This is a genomic window from Candidatus Flexicrinis affinis (genome assembly GCA_016716525.1).
GTDB classification, from domain to species: domain Bacteria; phylum Chloroflexota; class Anaerolineae; order Aggregatilineales; family Phototrophicaceae; genus Flexicrinis; species Flexicrinis affinis.
Genome location: JADJWE010000007.1, coordinates 173,534 through 190,268 on the forward strand (window position 1 = coordinate 173,534; position 16,735 = coordinate 190,268).

Genomic DNA, 16,735 nt, shown 5'->3' on the forward strand with positions numbered 1-16,735 from the left:
CAGCTTCTGATTCTAAACCCGAACCGCCCCTGCGACCAGCGACCAGCGGTACACCGTAGGTCAACCCGACAGTCCGTTGATTCCGCGCAGGATGAGCTGCACGCCGAGCGCCGCCAGCACCACCAGCGACGCCATCGTCAGCCAGCGGGTTAAGCGTACGTCAACCCCGCGCAGCCGGTCGAACATCACGACGAACAGCGTCATTAGGCCGAGGAAGACGCCATAGAACGCCAGCAGGAACAACAGCCCGCCCACGGCCGAGATCGCGAACGCCTCGACCAACAGCGGCCCGGTCATCGTTCCCCAAAAGATGTACGGCGCGGGGTTGAGCAAGTTGACGACAATACCCCGCAGCAGCGTCTCCCGCGTGACTTTCGCGCTGCCCGCCGGCTCAACGGACAGGGGCCGCCGCAGCGACTGATACGCACGCCACGCGATAAAAAACACCGCGACACCGCCGACAATGTTCAGCAGCGGCGCGAAGATCGGCGGCAGACTGCTCAGCAGGACGACCATCAACACGATGATCGGTGCGTCGGTCAGCAGTGGGCTTAGGACGATGAGCAAGCCGTAACGCCAGCCCTGCGCCAGCGTCACGCTCATCAGAAGCATGTGCAGCGAGCCAAAGCTCGTGCCGGCGGCAAAGCCAAAGCTCGCTGCTTGTGTCAGCAGTGCGGTCAAACCCGGTCCGTTCGATGTTCGGTCGTCGTTCGCAGGGCGGAATTATACCGCACGGAGCTGCAGTCGTACCGGTCTATTCGAACGTCTTGCGCCACGCTACGCCGCGATACACGCCGCTGAACCCGAAGTCGTCGTACAGCTTATTGGCGGCTTCCGAGCTGCCGGTCTCAACCGTGATGTCGACGGCACCAAGCGCCTGCACGCGCCGCATTCCCTCTTGGATTAGCGTGTGGGCGAGGCCATGTCGCCGGTGATCAGGATGCGTACACACCGGCTCGATGATGGCGCGTCCGCTTTCCGTGTCGAGCGTCAAGCCAACGAGCGCGGCGAACGAGCCGTCCGGCGCTTCTGCGACGAGGTTCAGGTCGGCACGGTACGACGGTGACTTGGTCGCGAACGTGAAAAACTCCGCCGCGGTGTGGATCGTCCGGTTGAATCCCGCGTTCAGCACGTCCGCGACACGCGCGCAGTCATCCATAGTGTCTTCGGTACTGCGCAGCACGTACGGGGATGCGATCTGCGGCGCCAGAATCTCGCGATGGCTCATGCGCATGTGGCGCATCACCATGATGGCGTCGGTCGGCGCATAGCCGCGTCTCTTGAGCAGGTTCTGGCGTGTGACGTCGTAGTCGAAGACCCACGTCAGCAGGCCGGAGTCATCGCATAGACTCTGCTCTGCCCATGCGAACATGTCCTCCTCGATGTCGGCGCGAAAGTCCGGGTGGATCTCCAAATAGACTTCGCCGGCGTCTTCCGGGTGCGCGGCACCGACGAGGTGTCCGTCGACGTTCTCCCAAAGATGGAAGCGCCTCGACCACTCGGGCGTGATGTCGCTGGATTCCCGGTGGAAACGCCAGCCGTCCCAACGACGAATGTCCCACGTCCAGCCGACCGGGGTATCAGCCACTGTATCGATCAACAACCGGCGAACGCGCCAAAAGTCGGTCTCGTCCTGAAATGGCCGCGACGTATATTCTGCAGATGGGGTAATGATGGTGCGACTCATGCGAGATGCGCTCTCTTGCCCGCTTCGGGGCAGCACTCACTCTTCCTGATAAGGATTGATTGCGCGGCTCACATGATCATCACGCGGGGAGATTTATCCGGGGTGACGCACGGCTAAGCCGTACAACCAATGACACACCGTTAGCCGGTGCGTACTGCAAGGCAGCTTACACATTGGTGTTGGTCGCGTCGTAGACTGCTGGAAAAGCACCCCCGGGGGTCGACTAATGTCGATGTAAAGCGTTCGTGACAACTCAAAATCATTCTGCGACCAAGATCGGTCGGGCTGCACGCGCCGTATGCGATGCCAGCACACCGCATCGCGTGCACGATTATTCTACCACTCTGCGGGTGTGAAAGCGTAGCACCAAGCGAGTCAACGTCGACTCACCGCAGAAATTGGGGGTTGGCACACGAACTAACGCCGAACCGGATCAAGGCGCGAATCAGGTTGCAGTGCGCTGGATTCGCTTGTCGGGAAATTCAGTGCAGCCCTATACTTGAGTTATGTCCATGCCAATCATCGCCACCAAGCTCTATCTCCATCCGGCAGGGCGCAATCTCGTTCCCCGCGTGCGCCTCATCGAACGTCTCGATGCAGGTCTTCAACACAAACTGACGCTGATCTCCGCCCCGGCCGGGTTCGGCAAGACCACTCTGCTCAGCGAATGGCTCGCCCACACCGGAATTCCCGCGGCTTGGCTTTCACTCGATGAAGGCGACAACGACCCTGCACGCTTTCTGCGTTACCTGATCGCCGCTTTACAGACCATCGACTCCTCAATCGGCGAGACGGCCCTAAGCGCGATCCAATCCACCGCGACACCATCCACCGAACTCCTGCTCACGGCGCTGCTAAACGACATCGGCGCCGCAGCGATTAAGTTCGTGCTAGTCCTTGACGACCTGCACGCGATCGACACCGCCGAAGTGACCCGCGCGCTCGTCTTCTTGACCGAGCATCTTCCGCCCCAACTGCATCTGGTCATCGCCACGCGCGAGGATCCACCGCTGCCGTTAGCCCGGCTTCGCGCGCGCGGTCAGTTGACCGAACTGCGCGCCGCGGATTTGCGTTTCACCCCGTCCGAGGCTGCAGAGTTTCTAAACGAACTCATGGGCTTGAACCTTTCGGCCGACAACATCGCCGCTTTGGAAGACCGCACGGAGGGGTGGATCGCCGGGCTGCAGCTTGCCGCGCTCTCACTGCAAAGGCAGCACGATGTTACGGGCTTTGTGCAGGCGTTCGCCGGAAACCACCGCTTCATCGTGGACTATCTGGTCGAGGAAGTCCTCGCACGCCAGCCCGAGTCTATCCGCAACTTCTTGCTGCAGACCGCGATCCTCGATCGCCTCAATGGCCCGCTGTGCGATGCCGTCACCGGGCAGACCGACGGCGCGGCACGGCTGAACGCTTTGGAACGCGGCAACTTCTTCATCGTGCCGCTGGACGACAATCGCCATTGGTTTCGTTACCACCATCTCTTTGCTGATGTGCTCCGCGCGCACTTGACTGCCGAACAGCCCGACCACGTACCCGCCCTGCATCTCCGTGCGAGCGTATGGTTCGAGCAGAACGGATCGACGAGCGACGCAGTCCGACATGCGCTGACGGCCAGAGATTTCGCGCGGGCCGCTGACCTGATCGAACTGGCGGTGCCGGAACTGCGCAGGAGCCGACGCGAAGCCACCATGCTTAACTGGCTGCAGGCACTGCCCGGCGAAGTTCTCACATACCGGCCCGTGCTTTGTGTGCACTTTGCCGGGTCGCTGCTGCAAAGCGGACGGCTTGACGGCGTAGAGGATTGGCTGATCGAAGCGGAAAAGTGGCTGGACACGGGTGACTCGCTGCGTGAGCGACCGGACTCGAAGATGATCGTCGTAGATGACGCCGAGTTTCGCAACCTGCCCACCCGGATCTCGATGTACCGTGCCGGTCTGAGTTTGGTTTCGGGTGACGTGAATGCGACGATGGTTCATGCCCGGCGAGCACTCGAACTCGCAGCGGATAATGACTTTCTTGGACGGGGCGCTGCATCGGCGCTCCTAGGGCTTGCGACGTGGGCGTCCGGCGATCTCGAAGCCGCGTATCGGACGTATGCCGACGGCATGGCAAGTGTCCAGAAGGCCGGATACATCGCCGACACCATCGGTTCCGCTGTATCGCTGGCCGCGATCCGCATCACGCAGGGCCGCCTGCACGACGCAATGCAAATCTATCAGCGAGCGCTTCAGTTGGCGGTGGATCAAGGTGCGCCGTCGCTTCGCGGAACGGCGGACATGTACGTCGGGATGAGCCAGATCCACCGTGAGTGGAACGATCTGAGCACAGCGCGGAAGTACCTTCAAACGAGCAGGGAACTGGGCGATCTCGCTGGCATGCCGCAGAACCCGTATCGTTGGCGTGCCGCCATGGCCCAACTGCTGCAGATTGACGGCGATCTGGACGGTGCGCTCGTACTCCTTGACGAGGCAGAGCGGCTTTACGCGGGGGACTTCTCGCCCAACGTGCGGCCCGTGGCAGCGTCCAAGGCGCGCGTATGGATTGCACAGGGCCGGCTGAGTGAAGCCCGCCGCTGGGCGCACGAGCGCGGCTTGTCCAGCGAAGACGAGCCGAGCTACGCGCGTGAGTTCGAGCATATTACGCTCGCCCGCATGCTTCTGGCCCAGTACACGCAAGACCGGGATGTCCGAGCGCTTCATGAAGCTGTCGGTCTGCTGGCACGCGTGCTGCAAGCAGCGGAAGATGGCGGCCGCATGGGAAACGTGCTCGAGATACTGGTCGTGCTGGCGCTGACCCAGCAGGCGCGAAGCGACACCGCTGCCGCGCTTGCAGCCCTGAAGCGCGCCCTCGCGCTGGCTGAGCCGGAAGGCTATGTGCGAACCTTCGTTGACGAAGGCCTCCCCATGGCGCATCTGCTGGAAGATGCACTAAAACACCGGATCGCGCCGGCCTACGTCCATCAGCTCCTCGCCGCTTTCGGCAGGGTCGAGACCGCAACGCCGTCACGTCCGGACTTGATCGAGCCACTCAGCGAGCGAGAAATGGATGTGCTTCGGCTGCTTGCAACGGACCTCGACGGACCAGAGATCGCCCGTCTGTTGGTCGTATCGCTGAATACCGTCCGCACCCATACCAAGAACATCTACACCAAGCTCGGCGTAAACAGCCGGCGGGCTGCCGTTCGCCGGGCAGAGGAACTCAAGCTGCTGTAGCTGCCCTGTTCACCGGCAGCGTTTCCGCCGCTTCCTTCAAACCCCGCGCCGGACTATCTCCTCCCACCACATCCCGAAACACCCTTCACCACATCAATCACCACATGTGGTGATGCCTGCTCCCCACATCGACCGGTATCTTGTTGGCATGAACGAAGCAGATGCAGCCAAGAAGACTGGGAACACGTGGTAGAGCATGGACAAATCCGATCGATACGAAATTCGCATTGACGGCCACCTCGACACACGCTGGGCGGACTGGTTCGAAGGACTGACCATCACGCTGGAGGATAACGGGGAGACCGTGCTCACCGGTACAGTCGCCGATCAGGCGGCGCTGCATGGACTGCTCAGAAAGGTGCGCGATTTGGGAATGACATTGATCTCTGTGAACGCCATCGCACGCGACTAGCCAGTACCGACCGAACACCGAACGCCTTCGCTTACCGAGGAGGAAGACCATGGTCACACTCAACCCATCAACCGAATTCGCTGACAGTCCATACTCCCTGACCACCCGCCAGCGCGGGCATACGGCGGCCTCGCCGCGCAAGCTCGCCATTGCGGCAGGCGTGTGTTTCCTGATCACGCATGTCACCGCCATCGGAGCGCCCGCCCTGAATGGACTGGCGACGAGCAGTACGGCGTCCAGCGCAGGCACGGACACGCAGCTCCTGATCGGTGCGCTGCTTGAGGTCATTCTCGCCTTGGCCGTCGTCGGCACCGCGGTGACGCTGTATCCGGTCGCCAGACGATGGAACGAAGGGGCGGCGCTGGGCTATGTCGGCCTGCGCACACTCGAAGCAGGTGTTATCGCGGTCGGAGTGCTCCCACTGCTGACGCTCGTCACCTTACGCCAGTCGGCCGCAGGTGCACTCGACGTGACGAATGCTGCACTGCTCAGTGACGCGCTCGTCATGATCTACAAGTGGACCCTGCTTATCGGGCCGGGTCTGGTGTGTGCGACGAACACGGTGGTGATGGCCTACGTTCTGTATGGCTCGCGCCTCGTGCCGCGCTTCATCCCCATACTCGGCCTCGTGGGCGGCCCGCTGATCTTCGTCTTTACGCTGGTGCGCATGTTCGGTGGTTACGACCAACTGCCCCCATGGGCTGCTGTCGCGGTACTCCCGATCTTCGCATGGGAGGTCTCGCTCGCCCTTTGGATGATCGTCAGAGGCTTTCGCCCGGCGGCACTCGCGGCGCTGACTACGGAACGCTAACTCACCCGGAAATACCGTCGATCTTCGCCCTGCGGAACCACCTTCGCGCCAGCAGCTCAATTTGACCCTTTGACAGCACATTCGCTACAAGGAGACCAAGCCATGAAAGCCATCATCTTCGAAACCTACGGATCTGCCGACGTCCTGCAATACACGGACACCGAGAAGCCGACTCCGAAGGCCAATGAGGTTCTCGTGAAGATCTACGCCTCGTCTGCCAATGCCCTTGACTGGCGCATGATGCGGGCGACGCCCTTCCTGGCACGCCTCGATAACGGTCTGTTCAAGCCGAAGCAAACCCGGCTCGGCGCCGACCTGTCAGGGCGGGTCGAAGCTGTCGGCAGCAGCGTCACGCAGTTCCGGCCGGGCGATGCGGTCATGGGCGATAATTTCCAGACCGGCCTCGGCGGGTTCGCGGAGTACGTCTGTGTTGCGGAAGATCGGCTAGTGCTGAAGCCGGAGCACGTGTCGTTCGAAGATGCGGCGGCGGTACCGCTCGCGGCGAGAACCGCACTGCAAGGGCTTCAGATGTGCCAAATCAAACCCGGTCAGAAGGTGCTCATCAATGGGGCTTCCGGCGGCGTCGGCACGTATGCGGTGCAGATCGCGAAAGCGTTCGGGGCGGAGGTGACGGCCGTGACCAGCACACGTAATGTCGATATGGTGCGCTCGCTTGGCGCCGACCATGTCATCGACTACACCAAGGAAGACTTCACCACGAACGGGATTGCGTATGATGCAATCTACTGCACGGTCGGCAATTACTCGCTCGCCGAATACAAGCGCGCGCTCGCGGCAGAAGGTGTGGGTGTCATCGTCGGGTTCAAGAGTCTGGGGCGCATGTTCAGCCATCTGATCTTCGGGTCGCTCAAGCCGAAGGCCGGGCAGAAGCGCGTCGGCATCATGGGGACGGTAGCGCCGAACAAGCAGGATATGGAGACGCTGCGCCAGCTGCTTGAGTCCGGGAAGATCAAGACCGTCATCGACCGCTGCTACCCGCTGCATGAGACGGCCGAAGCGATGCGGTATCTTGAGACCGGTCGCGCGCGCGGCAAGGTCGTCATCACGGTGGCGCAGGATCGCAGCGCGTAACCCAGTCGCGTACACATCAAGTTCGAGTCACATTGAGGGAATCTCATGAAGGCAGTACTCTGGACAGCGTACGGATCGCCGGACGTTCTAAAGCTCCAAAACGTGGCGAAACCGGAACCGAAGGACGACGAAGTCCTGATACGGATCCGCGCGACGACGGTGCCGTCCGGGGACTGCGAAATGCGCCGGATGAGTGACGCCCACTGGTATACCCTTGCGATGCGTGCATACGTCGGCCTCCGGTCCCCGAAGCGCATCACGATCCTCGGGATGGAGTTTGCCGGCGAGGTCGAAGTGACCGGCAAAGCCGTCACGCGGTTCAAGGCGGGCGACCGGGTGTTTGGCGCGACGGGGTTCGTCGGCACCGGAACCTACGCAGAATATATCTGTCTGCCAGAAAACCCTGACGGGGGAGCGATAGCGATCAAGCCGGCCAACGTGACCGACGAGGAAGCTGCCGCCGTCCCCGTCGGGGGGCTCGAAGCACTTCACTTCCTCCGGCAGGCCAACATCCAGCCCGGGCAGCGGGTGCTGATCAACGGCGCAGGCGGCACCATCGGCACGTTTGCGGTGCAGCTCGCCAAGCACTTCGGGGCGACCGTCACGGCTGTGGACAGCGCCGACAAACTGGACACGCTGCGTACGATCGGGGCAGACCGGGTCGTCGACTACGGTCAGGAGGACTTCACCAGAAGCGGGGAGACGTACAACGTCATTCTGGATATCGCCAGCAGAAGCCCATGTGCCCGCAGCCTGAAGACGCTGGCACCGGACGGGTGCTACCACATCGCCAACCCCAGCTTGGCACAACGGATCCGCGGGCGCTGGGCGGCCCTGACCAGCGGCAAGCACGTGGTGTTCGGGCAGTCGCATCCGAACTCTGCCGACCTGGAATTCCTCAAGGCGTTGATCGAGCAGGGGCAGCTTCGCTCCGTCATCGATCGGCGCTTCACGCTCGAGCACATGGTGGAAGCGCACCGGTATGTCGAGACCGGACAGAAGACCGGCAACGTCGTAATCAGCGTCGATGGAGGGTCCTGAAATGCTTGACGTCATCATCATTGGTGGGAGCAGCGCCGGCTTGAGCGCAGCCTTGGTCTTGGGACGGTCGCTGCGAAAGGTCGTCGTCATTGACGACCAGAAACCCTGCAATCGTTTTTCGCACGCGTCGCACGGATATCTGACGCGGGACGGCACATTCCCGTCAGACCTGCTGCGCATCTCCCGTGAACAACTCGAACGCTATTCCACTGTGGCGTTCAAGCCGGCAACCGCCACACGTATAGACAAGACGGACTCGGGGCTCGAGGTCGTGAGTTCGGACGGGTCCAAGTTGGCTTCGCGGACTGTGCTGCTCGCAACTGGACTGCAGGACGAACTGCCTGCGCTGAACGGCATCGATCGCTTGTGGGGAAAGAGCGTGTTTCACTGTCCATACTGTGACGGGTACGAAGTACGCGGGAAACATATCGCGGTATATGGCGCCAGTGAGGACGTATTGCATCTCGTGATGATGATGCGCAACCTGACGCTGTGCACCAATGGCCAGTGGACGCCGTCGGCCGCGCAGCACGAGCGGTTGGTCCGTCATGGAATTCATGTGGTCGAGCGGCGTATCAGCGCACTCGAGAGCACCGATTCTCAGCTCCAAGCAATTCGATTCGCAGATGGCAGCGCGCTGACCGTTGATGCCCTATTCATTCGCCCAAAGACGTCTCATAGGACGACGTTCGCCGTCGATCTGGGATGCGACGTGGATGCTGCCGGAGTCGTACGGGTCGACTCGCGTGGCCGAACCACGGTTCACGGTGTATACGCGGCGGGTGACTTGTCTTCGCCCATGAGGAGCGTCGCGATTGCCGTGGCGCAAGGCGCGGCCGCGGCTTACGGCATCAATGCCGATCTAGTCGACACGGATTTCTCGTGAAGCGGACTAGCAGCGTGAGGCACTGCGCTGCATTGGCCACGCTGGTCGTCACCCGTGTCTGTGCCAAACCCGGGGAAGTTGCTACAGGCTGCGCTGTTTCCTCTAGTCCTTCAGTTCAGCCTGATCGGGTCAGCCGATACCAGCCTGAGGGGCTTCCATTCGTCGTATCCGTGCTGAGGATCTCCTGCATCAGTTCGAAGCCCAATGAGAAGATGCGCCGCACATCGTCGGGTCGCCAACCGAAGGCGCGTCCCTCAGATGGTTGATGGACATACAGCATCCAACTGCCGCCCGGCCTCATCAGCGATGCCACATCCCGGGCGTATTGGGCTGCCTGATCCACCGGAATGCCATGGCCACAACCAATATCGATCACCAGATCGTACGGCGAGCGCAACCCGGCTATCTCGTTTAGCCGCGTGACGTCGTGGCAGTAGACACTGAACCGTTCTGACGGAAAGCCGGCCAGCTTGGCCTGTGCGCGCTCCACGGCTTGCGGCACGAAGTCCACACCATCCACCTGCCAGCCGTGGTCCAGCAGATAGCCCAGATTGGTCCCGGTGCCGCAGCCCAGATCTAATGCTTTGCCGGGGGGCAGCTCCTGAACGATCTGCACAATCTCGGGCGGCGTGATCCCCGTATCCCACGGGGTATCTTGCACCTCATAGCGTTCGACAAATCTGCTGCGCGAGTCACTCGTCATTGGGAGCACGCTTTCGAGTCGGGAATTCCGTTTGGCACTTGTCGAAGACTCCATATTACGCCATGGGGTCAATCTACGGCAGAGGATAGGATCCCGCGACCCTCCGCCGGCGGCCATGCGGCCATCCTCCACACGTCACGTTGGGTGTATCGCCCCGGCTTGGCCGGTCGACGTGGTTGCGTTTTTTGCGAATGAAACGACAATTGTTACACTGACGCGCAGTGTGCACTTGCACGACTCCGCGTAGGGCACATTCCGAGGGCTTGTTCGCGCACATCCACCATAGACATCGGTACGTCAAGACGAGGGGGGCCTCTGTATGACCGAACCGACACGTATTCCTCTTCGCCGTGCATGCATCACGCCGTATTGAGCCGTGACTCAGCATGATCACCGGATCGGTTGGCTGAGGCGAGTTTGCGCTCGTCGCTTCCTTCACGCAACCGGATGCCGTTCGCACGGCAATACGCGCACCCCGCGCAGCGGCAGAACCCAGTGGGAACCTTCACCCCGTACGTCGTGTGGCTTGTGAAATGCGCACCCGACGGAAAGTCCTGGACCTGCTCGTCCGTTGATCACACAACACGACACACGTACACGTGTCGCACACGCCGCAGCCGAGTGGCCGGCGTACCCCAGAAAGGAAAGCCTCCGTGCCAAAGCCCGTGATACTGGCCGTCGATGACGATCCCGCGGTACGGAGCGCCATCGAGCGTGATTTGCGTCAGCACTATGCGAAAGACTATCGGATCGTGAGCGCGGGCAGCGGCTCCGAAGCCATTACCATCGTTCACCGATTGAAGCAGCGCAGCGAACAAGTGGCCTTGTTCCTAGTCGATCAACGCATGCCGCAGATGGAGGGCACTGCCTTTCTCGCAGAAGCCGGCCCGTTCTACCCCGACGCACGCAAAGTCCTTCTGACCGGCTACGCCGACACCAACGCGGCGATCGACAGCATCAACAAGATCGGTCTCGACTACTACCTCATGAAGCCGTGGGATCCGCCCGATCAGCAGCTCTACCCCATTCTTGACGACCTGTTGTCCGATTGGCTCGCCACCGTTCCGGTCCCGTACGACGGCATCCGGGTCGTCGGGACCTTGTGGTCGCCGCGGTCGCACGACATCAAGGATTTCCTGTCGCGCAACCGCATCCCGTACCTGTGGCTCGATGTCGAACGCGACGCAGAAGCGGCGGCGCTCGTCGAGTCCATGGCAGATGATCAAGCCAGCATCCCGCTGGTGTTCTTTCCCGACGGCGCGTTCCTCAGCAACCCCGAACACCGCGACATCGCCGAAATCATCGGTCTGCAGACCCAGGCGCGCGAACCGTTCTACGACCTGATCATCATTGGCGGCGGGCCGGCGGGCCTTGGCGCCGCAGTTTACGGCGCGTCCGAGGGATTGCGCACGGCCATGATCGAGAAAGAGGCCACCGGCGGACAAGCCGGCACCAGCTCTCGCATCGAGAATTACCTCGGCTTTCCCAAAGGGCTGAGCGGCGCTGACCTTGCCCAGCGCGCGACGACACAGGCGATCCGCTTCGGCACCGAAATCCTGACCACGCAAGAGGCGAAGTCCGTACGTGTCGATGGTCCATACCGCATCGTCACGCTGTCCGATGGCACCGAACTGAGCTGCCATGCGCTGATCGTAGCGACCGGCGTCACCGTCAAGCGGCTTGATATCGAGAGCGCAAGCCGCTTGTCCGGCGCCGGCGTCTACTACGGGGCGGCGCTTACGGAGGCAGCCCACTATCGCGGCCAACACGTGTGCATCGTGGGCGGGGCCAACTCGGCCGGACAGGGCGCGTTGTTCTTCTCCAAGTTCGCCAGCGAAGTGACGATGTTGGTGCGCGGATCCAGCCTGGAGCGCGGCATGTCGCAGTACCTTGTAGATCAGATACGCGCCACGCCAAACATCCGTGTGCTGTTGCGCACAACCATCGCCGAGATGGAGGGCAGTCAGAAGCTCGATGCCATCACGATCACCGATGTGGGTTCGGGAGAGATATCGCGCCTGCCGTGCAGCGCGGTGTTCCTGTTCATCGGGGCCGAACCGCATTCCGAGGTCGTCGCGGGCGTCGTCGAACGCAACGCCGCCGGTTTCATCCTGACCGGACAGGACTTGATTCGCGAAGGGAAACGCCCGCGCGGTTGGACCCTCCAACGCGACCCGTACTATCTGGAGACCAGCGTTCCGGGCATCTTCGCCGTCGGGGACGTGCGTCAAGGCGCGGTGAGGCGCGTAGCGTCCGCAGTGGGCGAAGGCGCGATCGCTGTTGGGTTAGTGCACCAATACTTGAAATCGGTGTAAGGTAATTGGACGCCGCACAGACACCACGTGGGACGTCATGGATCGAAAGCGAGGCGGACATGTTGAACCCCGAGACTGGTATACCCATCGTCGAGCAGGAAGAAGCGTCACCCGAGGTCGCAACGCTCTTCGAGGAGATCAAGACAACGTATCAGATCTCGTCGGTTCCGAACTTTGCCAAGGCGATTGGAGCGTCGCCATCGGTAGCGATGCACGCATGGTTCGAAATCAAAAGCTTCATGAATGCCATCACGCTGCCGGAGTCGCTCGTGTCAATCGTGCAGTTTGCCGTCGCCGAGCGGAATAAGTGCGAGTACTGCAAGGCAAATCATGAATTGACGTGCCGCATGCTCGGCATCGATGAGGATGTGCTCGCGCAGGTGGTCGAAGACCTGGGCAACGTGTCGCCGGAACGCGTGCGCGCTATCGTCGAATTCGGGCTGCGCGTCGCTAAAGAGCCTAAATCACTCGTGTTTGATGACTACGAACGACTGCGTCAGTTAGGCATCTCGAATGACGAGATCATCCAGATCGCACTCGTTGCTGCGCGTGCGACGTTCAATGACCTGCTTGCCGACGCGCTCAAGCTGCAGGTCGAAGAGGAGGTTGTCGAGGCGCTGACGCGCTGAGTCCGTCCCGCCCCGATCGCGTAGAGTCAAGGAAGGCCGCTATGACGGTGCCCGAATCACCCCATATCCAGGCGGCGCGGTTCGGCGTCTTGTCTGAGATCGTGCTGCTCATCGCCGGCAGCGGTGACCTGCATTCGCTGTATGGCGACCTGATCAACAAGATCAAATGGGTGCTCGATTTCGACCGATGCTTGCTGGCGCTCACCAACGACAATGGTACGGCATTTACCTATCGATCGCTGCTTGAACTCAGCGGCACACACGTGCCCACGTCCACCGCCGAGTATCCAGTCGGTATCGGCATCGTTGGCGCCGCGATCCATGCCAAGCAGATTCGCACGATCCCCGACGTGAGCGCACTACAGCCGCAGCCGTTGGAGGCCAGCGACACGGCGGTGCTCACGGATGACGTGGGATCGCTGCTCACGCTCCCGCTGGCGGCTTACGGGCGCGTGCTGGGCGCGCTGATCTTCGCTGCCAAGAAGAAGGACGCGTTCTCGCGCGCAGACGTCAAGATCGCGACGTCCATTGCGGCCCATCTGGCGCTCGCAATTGATCGGGCACTGCAAGTCGAACGGCTTCAGGCCGCCAATAAGGAACTGGAACGCCTCGCATCGTTTCCCGAACTCAACCCCGGACCTGTGCTGGAATTCGATGACGCCGGTGCGATCACCTACATCAACCCTGCTGGCAAGACGCTGCTGCCGGATTATCAGACCGACCCGATCAAGTACCCGCTGCTGCGCGGCATCCCCGAAGTAATCGAAGCGCTGCATGCGCGGCCTGACCGCACGATCCAGCGCGAACTGCTGTCAGGCGATAGTTGGTATCAGCAGGTTTTTCAACCCATCCCGACCAGTTCTTCGATTCGCTGTTACTGCGCGGACATCACCGAGCGCAAGATGAGCGAAGCGGCCAACGACAAGCAGCGCGAATATCTTGCCGCCTTGCACGACACCACCGTCGGCCTTATCAGCCGCCTTGACCTGACAGACGTACTGCAGGCCATCGTCAGCCGCGCATCGCAGCTTTTAGGCACCCGGCACGCATTCATGTACCTGCTCAATGATGCGGGCGATGTGCTGGAGAAGCGAATCGGCACCGGTGAATTCGACACCGAAGTGGGCACGCGGCTCAAGGTCGGCGAGGGATTGTCGGGAAAGGTGGTCGAAACCGGGCAGACGACCATCATCGAGGATTACCGTACGTGGACCAACCGCCCGTCGTTCTACGGTCCCGGCATGCCGATTAAGACCATGATCGCCGCGCCGCTCAAGTCGAACGAGCTGACCATTGGGGCGATCGGGCTGGGCTTCGACCCGGATCGCGAGGCCGCAATCGGCGAACAGGAAACCAACTTGGTCAACCGCTTCGCCGAGCTGGCATCGGTCGCGCTGGACAACGCGCGCCTGTTTACGATGACGCAAACGCAGGCGCACAAGCTCGAATTGCTCAACGAGATGGGCAAGCAGCTCAGTTTAGCGGACTGCAGCAACGCCATCTTCGATGTCGTCAAGGAATATGTTCCGCAGATCATCCCGGCCGACCGTGTCAGCATCGCGCTGCTGACCGAGGACGGTGAGCACGTCGAAGTCACGGCCTTGCGCGGCCCGGATTCAGAGTATCCTGTCGGCGATCGCCTGCCGCTGTCGGGGACGCGTATCGGCATCGTCGTTCGCGAAAAACGTGTGCTGATGACTCAGGACATCGACGACAGCGAGCTGCTCGACGCCCGCGCGATGGCGAAGCAAGGCCTGCGCGCGCTGCTGACGGCCCCCCTCATTTACTCCGACCGCGTGATCGGAACGCTCAACGTCGGCAGCAGGCAGCGCGCGGTATACAGCCCGAGCGATGAAAGCCTCCTCACTCAGATGGCGTCGCTGGTGGCGATCACGATTCAAAACACGCGGCTGTATGCCGATGCGCAGGACGCGCGGCTCGCCGCTGAAGCAGCGAACGAGGCCAAGAGCGCCTTCCTCGCGACGATGAGCCACGAAATCCGGACGCCGATGAACGGGATTATCGGCATGACCAGTTTGCTGCTCGACACGTCGATGACGGCGCAGCAGCGCGAATTTGCCGAGACTATTCGATCGAGCGGCGAATCGCTGCTGACCATCATCAACGACATCCTCGATTTCTCGAAGATCGAGGCCGACAAGCTCGAACTAGAGCACGAACCGTTCGAACTGCGAACCTGCATGGAAAGCGCCGTCGACTTGTTGGCGGCGCGCGCCACCGAAAAAGGCCTCGATCTCGCCTACCTGATCGACCCCAAGACGCCCGTGACGTTGTTTGGCGACGAGACGCGGCTGCGCCAGATCCTCATCAACCTGCTCAGCAATGCGGTGAAGTTCACCGAGTCGGGCGAGGTCGTGCTCACGGTCGACGCGCGGCGTGTACCCGGAATCGCCAGTGCGTCGGCTGACACTGGACCCCCGTACGAGCTGCACTTCAGGGTGCGCGACACGGGGATCGGCATACCCGCGGAACAGATGCACCGGCTGTTCCGGTCATTCAGTCAGGTGGACGCGTCGACGACCCGGCGCTACGGCGGCACCGGGCTTGGCCTTGCCATCAGCAAGCGCCTGTGCGAGATGATGGGCGGCACGATGTGGGCGGAAAGCGACGGCGTGGCCGGACGCGGTGCGACCTTCCATTTCACGATAACGACCGAGAGTAACGACCAACAGGTCCGAAGCGCGCGTCAGCAGACCCAGCACGACTTCTCCGGCAAGCGCCTGTTGATCGTGGACGATAACGAGACGAACCGGCTCATCCTCACGACTCAGGCGGATTCCTGGGGCATGACATATCTCGCATGCGGCTCCCCGCAGCAGGCGCTGACGTGGCTGCGGGAGGGCGAGCCGTTCGACATCGCCATTCTCGATATGCAGATGCCTGATATGGACGGGCTTGCGCTGGCGAAAGAGATTCGCAGTATGCCAGACCGCACCGACCTCCCCTTGGTGATGCTGACATCGCTGGGTCGACGGAGCGTCGAGGAGGCGAAGGACTTCGCCGCGTTCCTGACCAAACCGCTCAAGCCATCACAGGTGTTTAACGTCCTCGCCGACATTCTGGACGGCGGCGAGTCACACGCCAAGAGCGTGCAGGCCGAATCGCCGCCGGCGGCATCCGGGTTTGACGAGTCGATGGCAAGCCGCCTGCCGCTGACCATCCTGCTGGCGGAAGACAACCCGACCAATCAGAAACTGGCCTATCACTTGCTGGGCCGCTTAGGGTATCGCGCCGAATTGGCCAATAACGGGATAGCTGCGGTGGAAGCGTACGGCCAGACTCCGTTTCAGGTGATCCTGATGGACGTCCAGATGCCCGAGATGGACGGCCTTGCCGCGACCCGCGTGCTGCGCACCGACCATTCGCAATCTCAACTGCCTTACATCATCGCGATGACGGCCAATGCGATGGAAGGCGATCGCGAAATGTGCATCGCCGCCGGAATGAACGACTATGTCAGCAAGCCGATCCGGGTGCAGGCGCTGGTCGAAGCCCTCGAGCGCGCCGCCGCTTTTGTGCATGCGAGTTCGGCGGAAACAGGAGGCAGCACGGCATGAGCAATGAAGCGGTCCAGCTCGACTCGAATGCGCTGGCGAATCTGCGCGAAATGGTGGGCGGCGACGACGCCATCCTTTCGGAAATCGTCACGACGTTCCTCTCCGATGCCCCGCGCATGTTGGCTGCGCTGCACAGCGGAATCGACGCCGGCAACCCCGATCAGGTCCGCTTGAACGCCCACAGCTTGAAGGGCAACGCCGGCGACTTCGGCGCGCTGCACATGGCGAAACTTTGCCTGCAATTGGAGATGATGGGCAAGACCGGCGATCTAAACGGCGCACACAGTTTGGCCGCGCAGATCGCCCGCGAATATCAGGGCGTGGCGCAAGCTCTCGAAGACCTGCTCGCGTCGCTGGAGTGACCGGAGA

13 protein-coding genes are annotated in these 16,735 nt (G+C 61.7%); 10 read left to right on the forward strand and 3 right to left on the reverse strand.

Features of this window, described 5'->3' with window-relative positions:
* Window positions 1-60: 60 nt before the first annotated feature.
* Window positions 61-681 carry a LysE family transporter gene (locus tag IPM16_18360; protein ID MBK9125065.1) on the reverse strand — a complete coding sequence of 207 codons (621 nt, stop codon included), beginning with the start codon at window positions 679-681 and terminating at the stop codon, window positions 61-63.
* Between the two features lie 73 nt (window positions 682-754).
* Window positions 755-1,687 (reverse strand): GNAT family N-acetyltransferase, encoded by a 933-nt coding sequence (locus IPM16_18365; protein ID MBK9125066.1) that lies wholly within the window; start codon window positions 1,685-1,687, stop codon window positions 755-757.
* Between the two features lie 506 nt (window positions 1,688-2,193).
* Here IPM16_18365 and IPM16_18370 point away from each other — a divergent pair.
* The 6 genes from IPM16_18370 to IPM16_18395 all read left to right on the forward strand — a co-directional run bounded on the left by IPM16_18370 (window position 2,194) and on the right by IPM16_18395 (window position 9,141).
* Window positions 2,194-4,899, forward strand: coding sequence for a helix-turn-helix transcriptional regulator (locus IPM16_18370; protein MBK9125067.1), 2,706 nt, complete (start codon window positions 2,194-2,196; stop codon window positions 4,897-4,899).
* Window positions 4,900-5,095: 196 nt separating this feature from the next.
* Window positions 5,096-5,311 carry a hypothetical protein gene (locus tag IPM16_18375; GenBank protein MBK9125068.1) on the forward strand — a complete coding sequence of 72 codons (216 nt, stop codon included), beginning with the start codon at window positions 5,096-5,098 and terminating at the stop codon, window positions 5,309-5,311.
* A 49-nt stretch (window positions 5,312-5,360) separates the two neighbouring features.
* Window positions 5,361-6,122, forward strand: a complete 762-nt coding sequence (locus IPM16_18380) for a DUF4386 domain-containing protein (protein ID MBK9125069.1) — start codon at window positions 5,361-5,363, stop codon at window positions 6,120-6,122.
* 102 nt (window positions 6,123-6,224) lie between these two features.
* Window positions 6,225-7,214 (forward strand): NAD(P)-dependent alcohol dehydrogenase, encoded by a 990-nt coding sequence (locus IPM16_18385; GenBank protein ID MBK9125070.1) that lies wholly within the window; start codon window positions 6,225-6,227, stop codon window positions 7,212-7,214.
* A gap of 45 nt (window positions 7,215-7,259) precedes the next feature.
* Window positions 7,260-8,255 (forward strand): NAD(P)-dependent alcohol dehydrogenase, encoded by a 996-nt coding sequence (locus tag IPM16_18390; protein MBK9125071.1) that lies wholly within the window; start codon window positions 7,260-7,262, stop codon window positions 8,253-8,255.
* A 1-nt stretch (window position 8,256) separates the two neighbouring features.
* The gene (locus IPM16_18395; protein MBK9125072.1) at window positions 8,257-9,141 is read left to right on the forward strand and encodes an NAD(P)/FAD-dependent oxidoreductase; all 885 of its coding nucleotides are present in this window, start codon (window positions 8,257-8,259) and stop codon (window positions 9,139-9,141) included.
* Window positions 9,142-9,256: 115 nt separating this feature from the next.
* Here IPM16_18395 and IPM16_18400 read toward each other — a convergent pair whose 3' ends face one another.
* The gene (locus tag IPM16_18400) at window positions 9,257-9,844 is read right to left on the reverse strand and encodes a methyltransferase domain-containing protein (protein ID MBK9125073.1); all 588 of its coding nucleotides are present in this window, start codon (window positions 9,842-9,844) and stop codon (window positions 9,257-9,259) included.
* Window positions 9,845-10,497: 653 nt separating this feature from the next.
* Between IPM16_18400 and IPM16_18405 the strand changes: the two genes are divergently transcribed.
* Genes IPM16_18405 through IPM16_18420 form a run of 4 tightly spaced genes read left to right on the forward strand, consistent with a single transcriptional unit; the run spans window position 10,498 to window position 16,728 of the window.
* Window positions 10,498-12,159: an FAD-dependent oxidoreductase gene (locus tag IPM16_18405; protein MBK9125074.1), complete on the forward strand. Its 1,662-nt coding sequence runs from the start codon at window positions 10,498-10,500 to the stop codon at window positions 12,157-12,159.
* Window positions 12,160-12,218: 59 nt separating this feature from the next.
* On the forward strand, window positions 12,219-12,788 hold the full coding sequence (locus tag IPM16_18410; protein ID MBK9125075.1) for a hypothetical protein: 570 nt from the start codon (window positions 12,219-12,221) through the stop codon (window positions 12,786-12,788).
* 41 nt (window positions 12,789-12,829) lie between these two features.
* Complete coding sequence (locus IPM16_18415; protein ID MBK9125076.1) at window positions 12,830-16,366, forward strand: GAF domain-containing protein; 3,537 nt, start codon at window positions 12,830-12,832, stop codon at window positions 16,364-16,366.
* Window positions 16,363-16,728, forward strand: coding sequence for an Hpt domain-containing protein (locus tag IPM16_18420; GenBank protein ID MBK9125077.1), 366 nt, complete (start codon window positions 16,363-16,365; stop codon window positions 16,726-16,728). Before IPM16_18415 ends, IPM16_18420 begins: the two co-directional genes overlap by 4 nt.
* Window positions 16,729-16,735 lie beyond the last annotated feature (7 nt).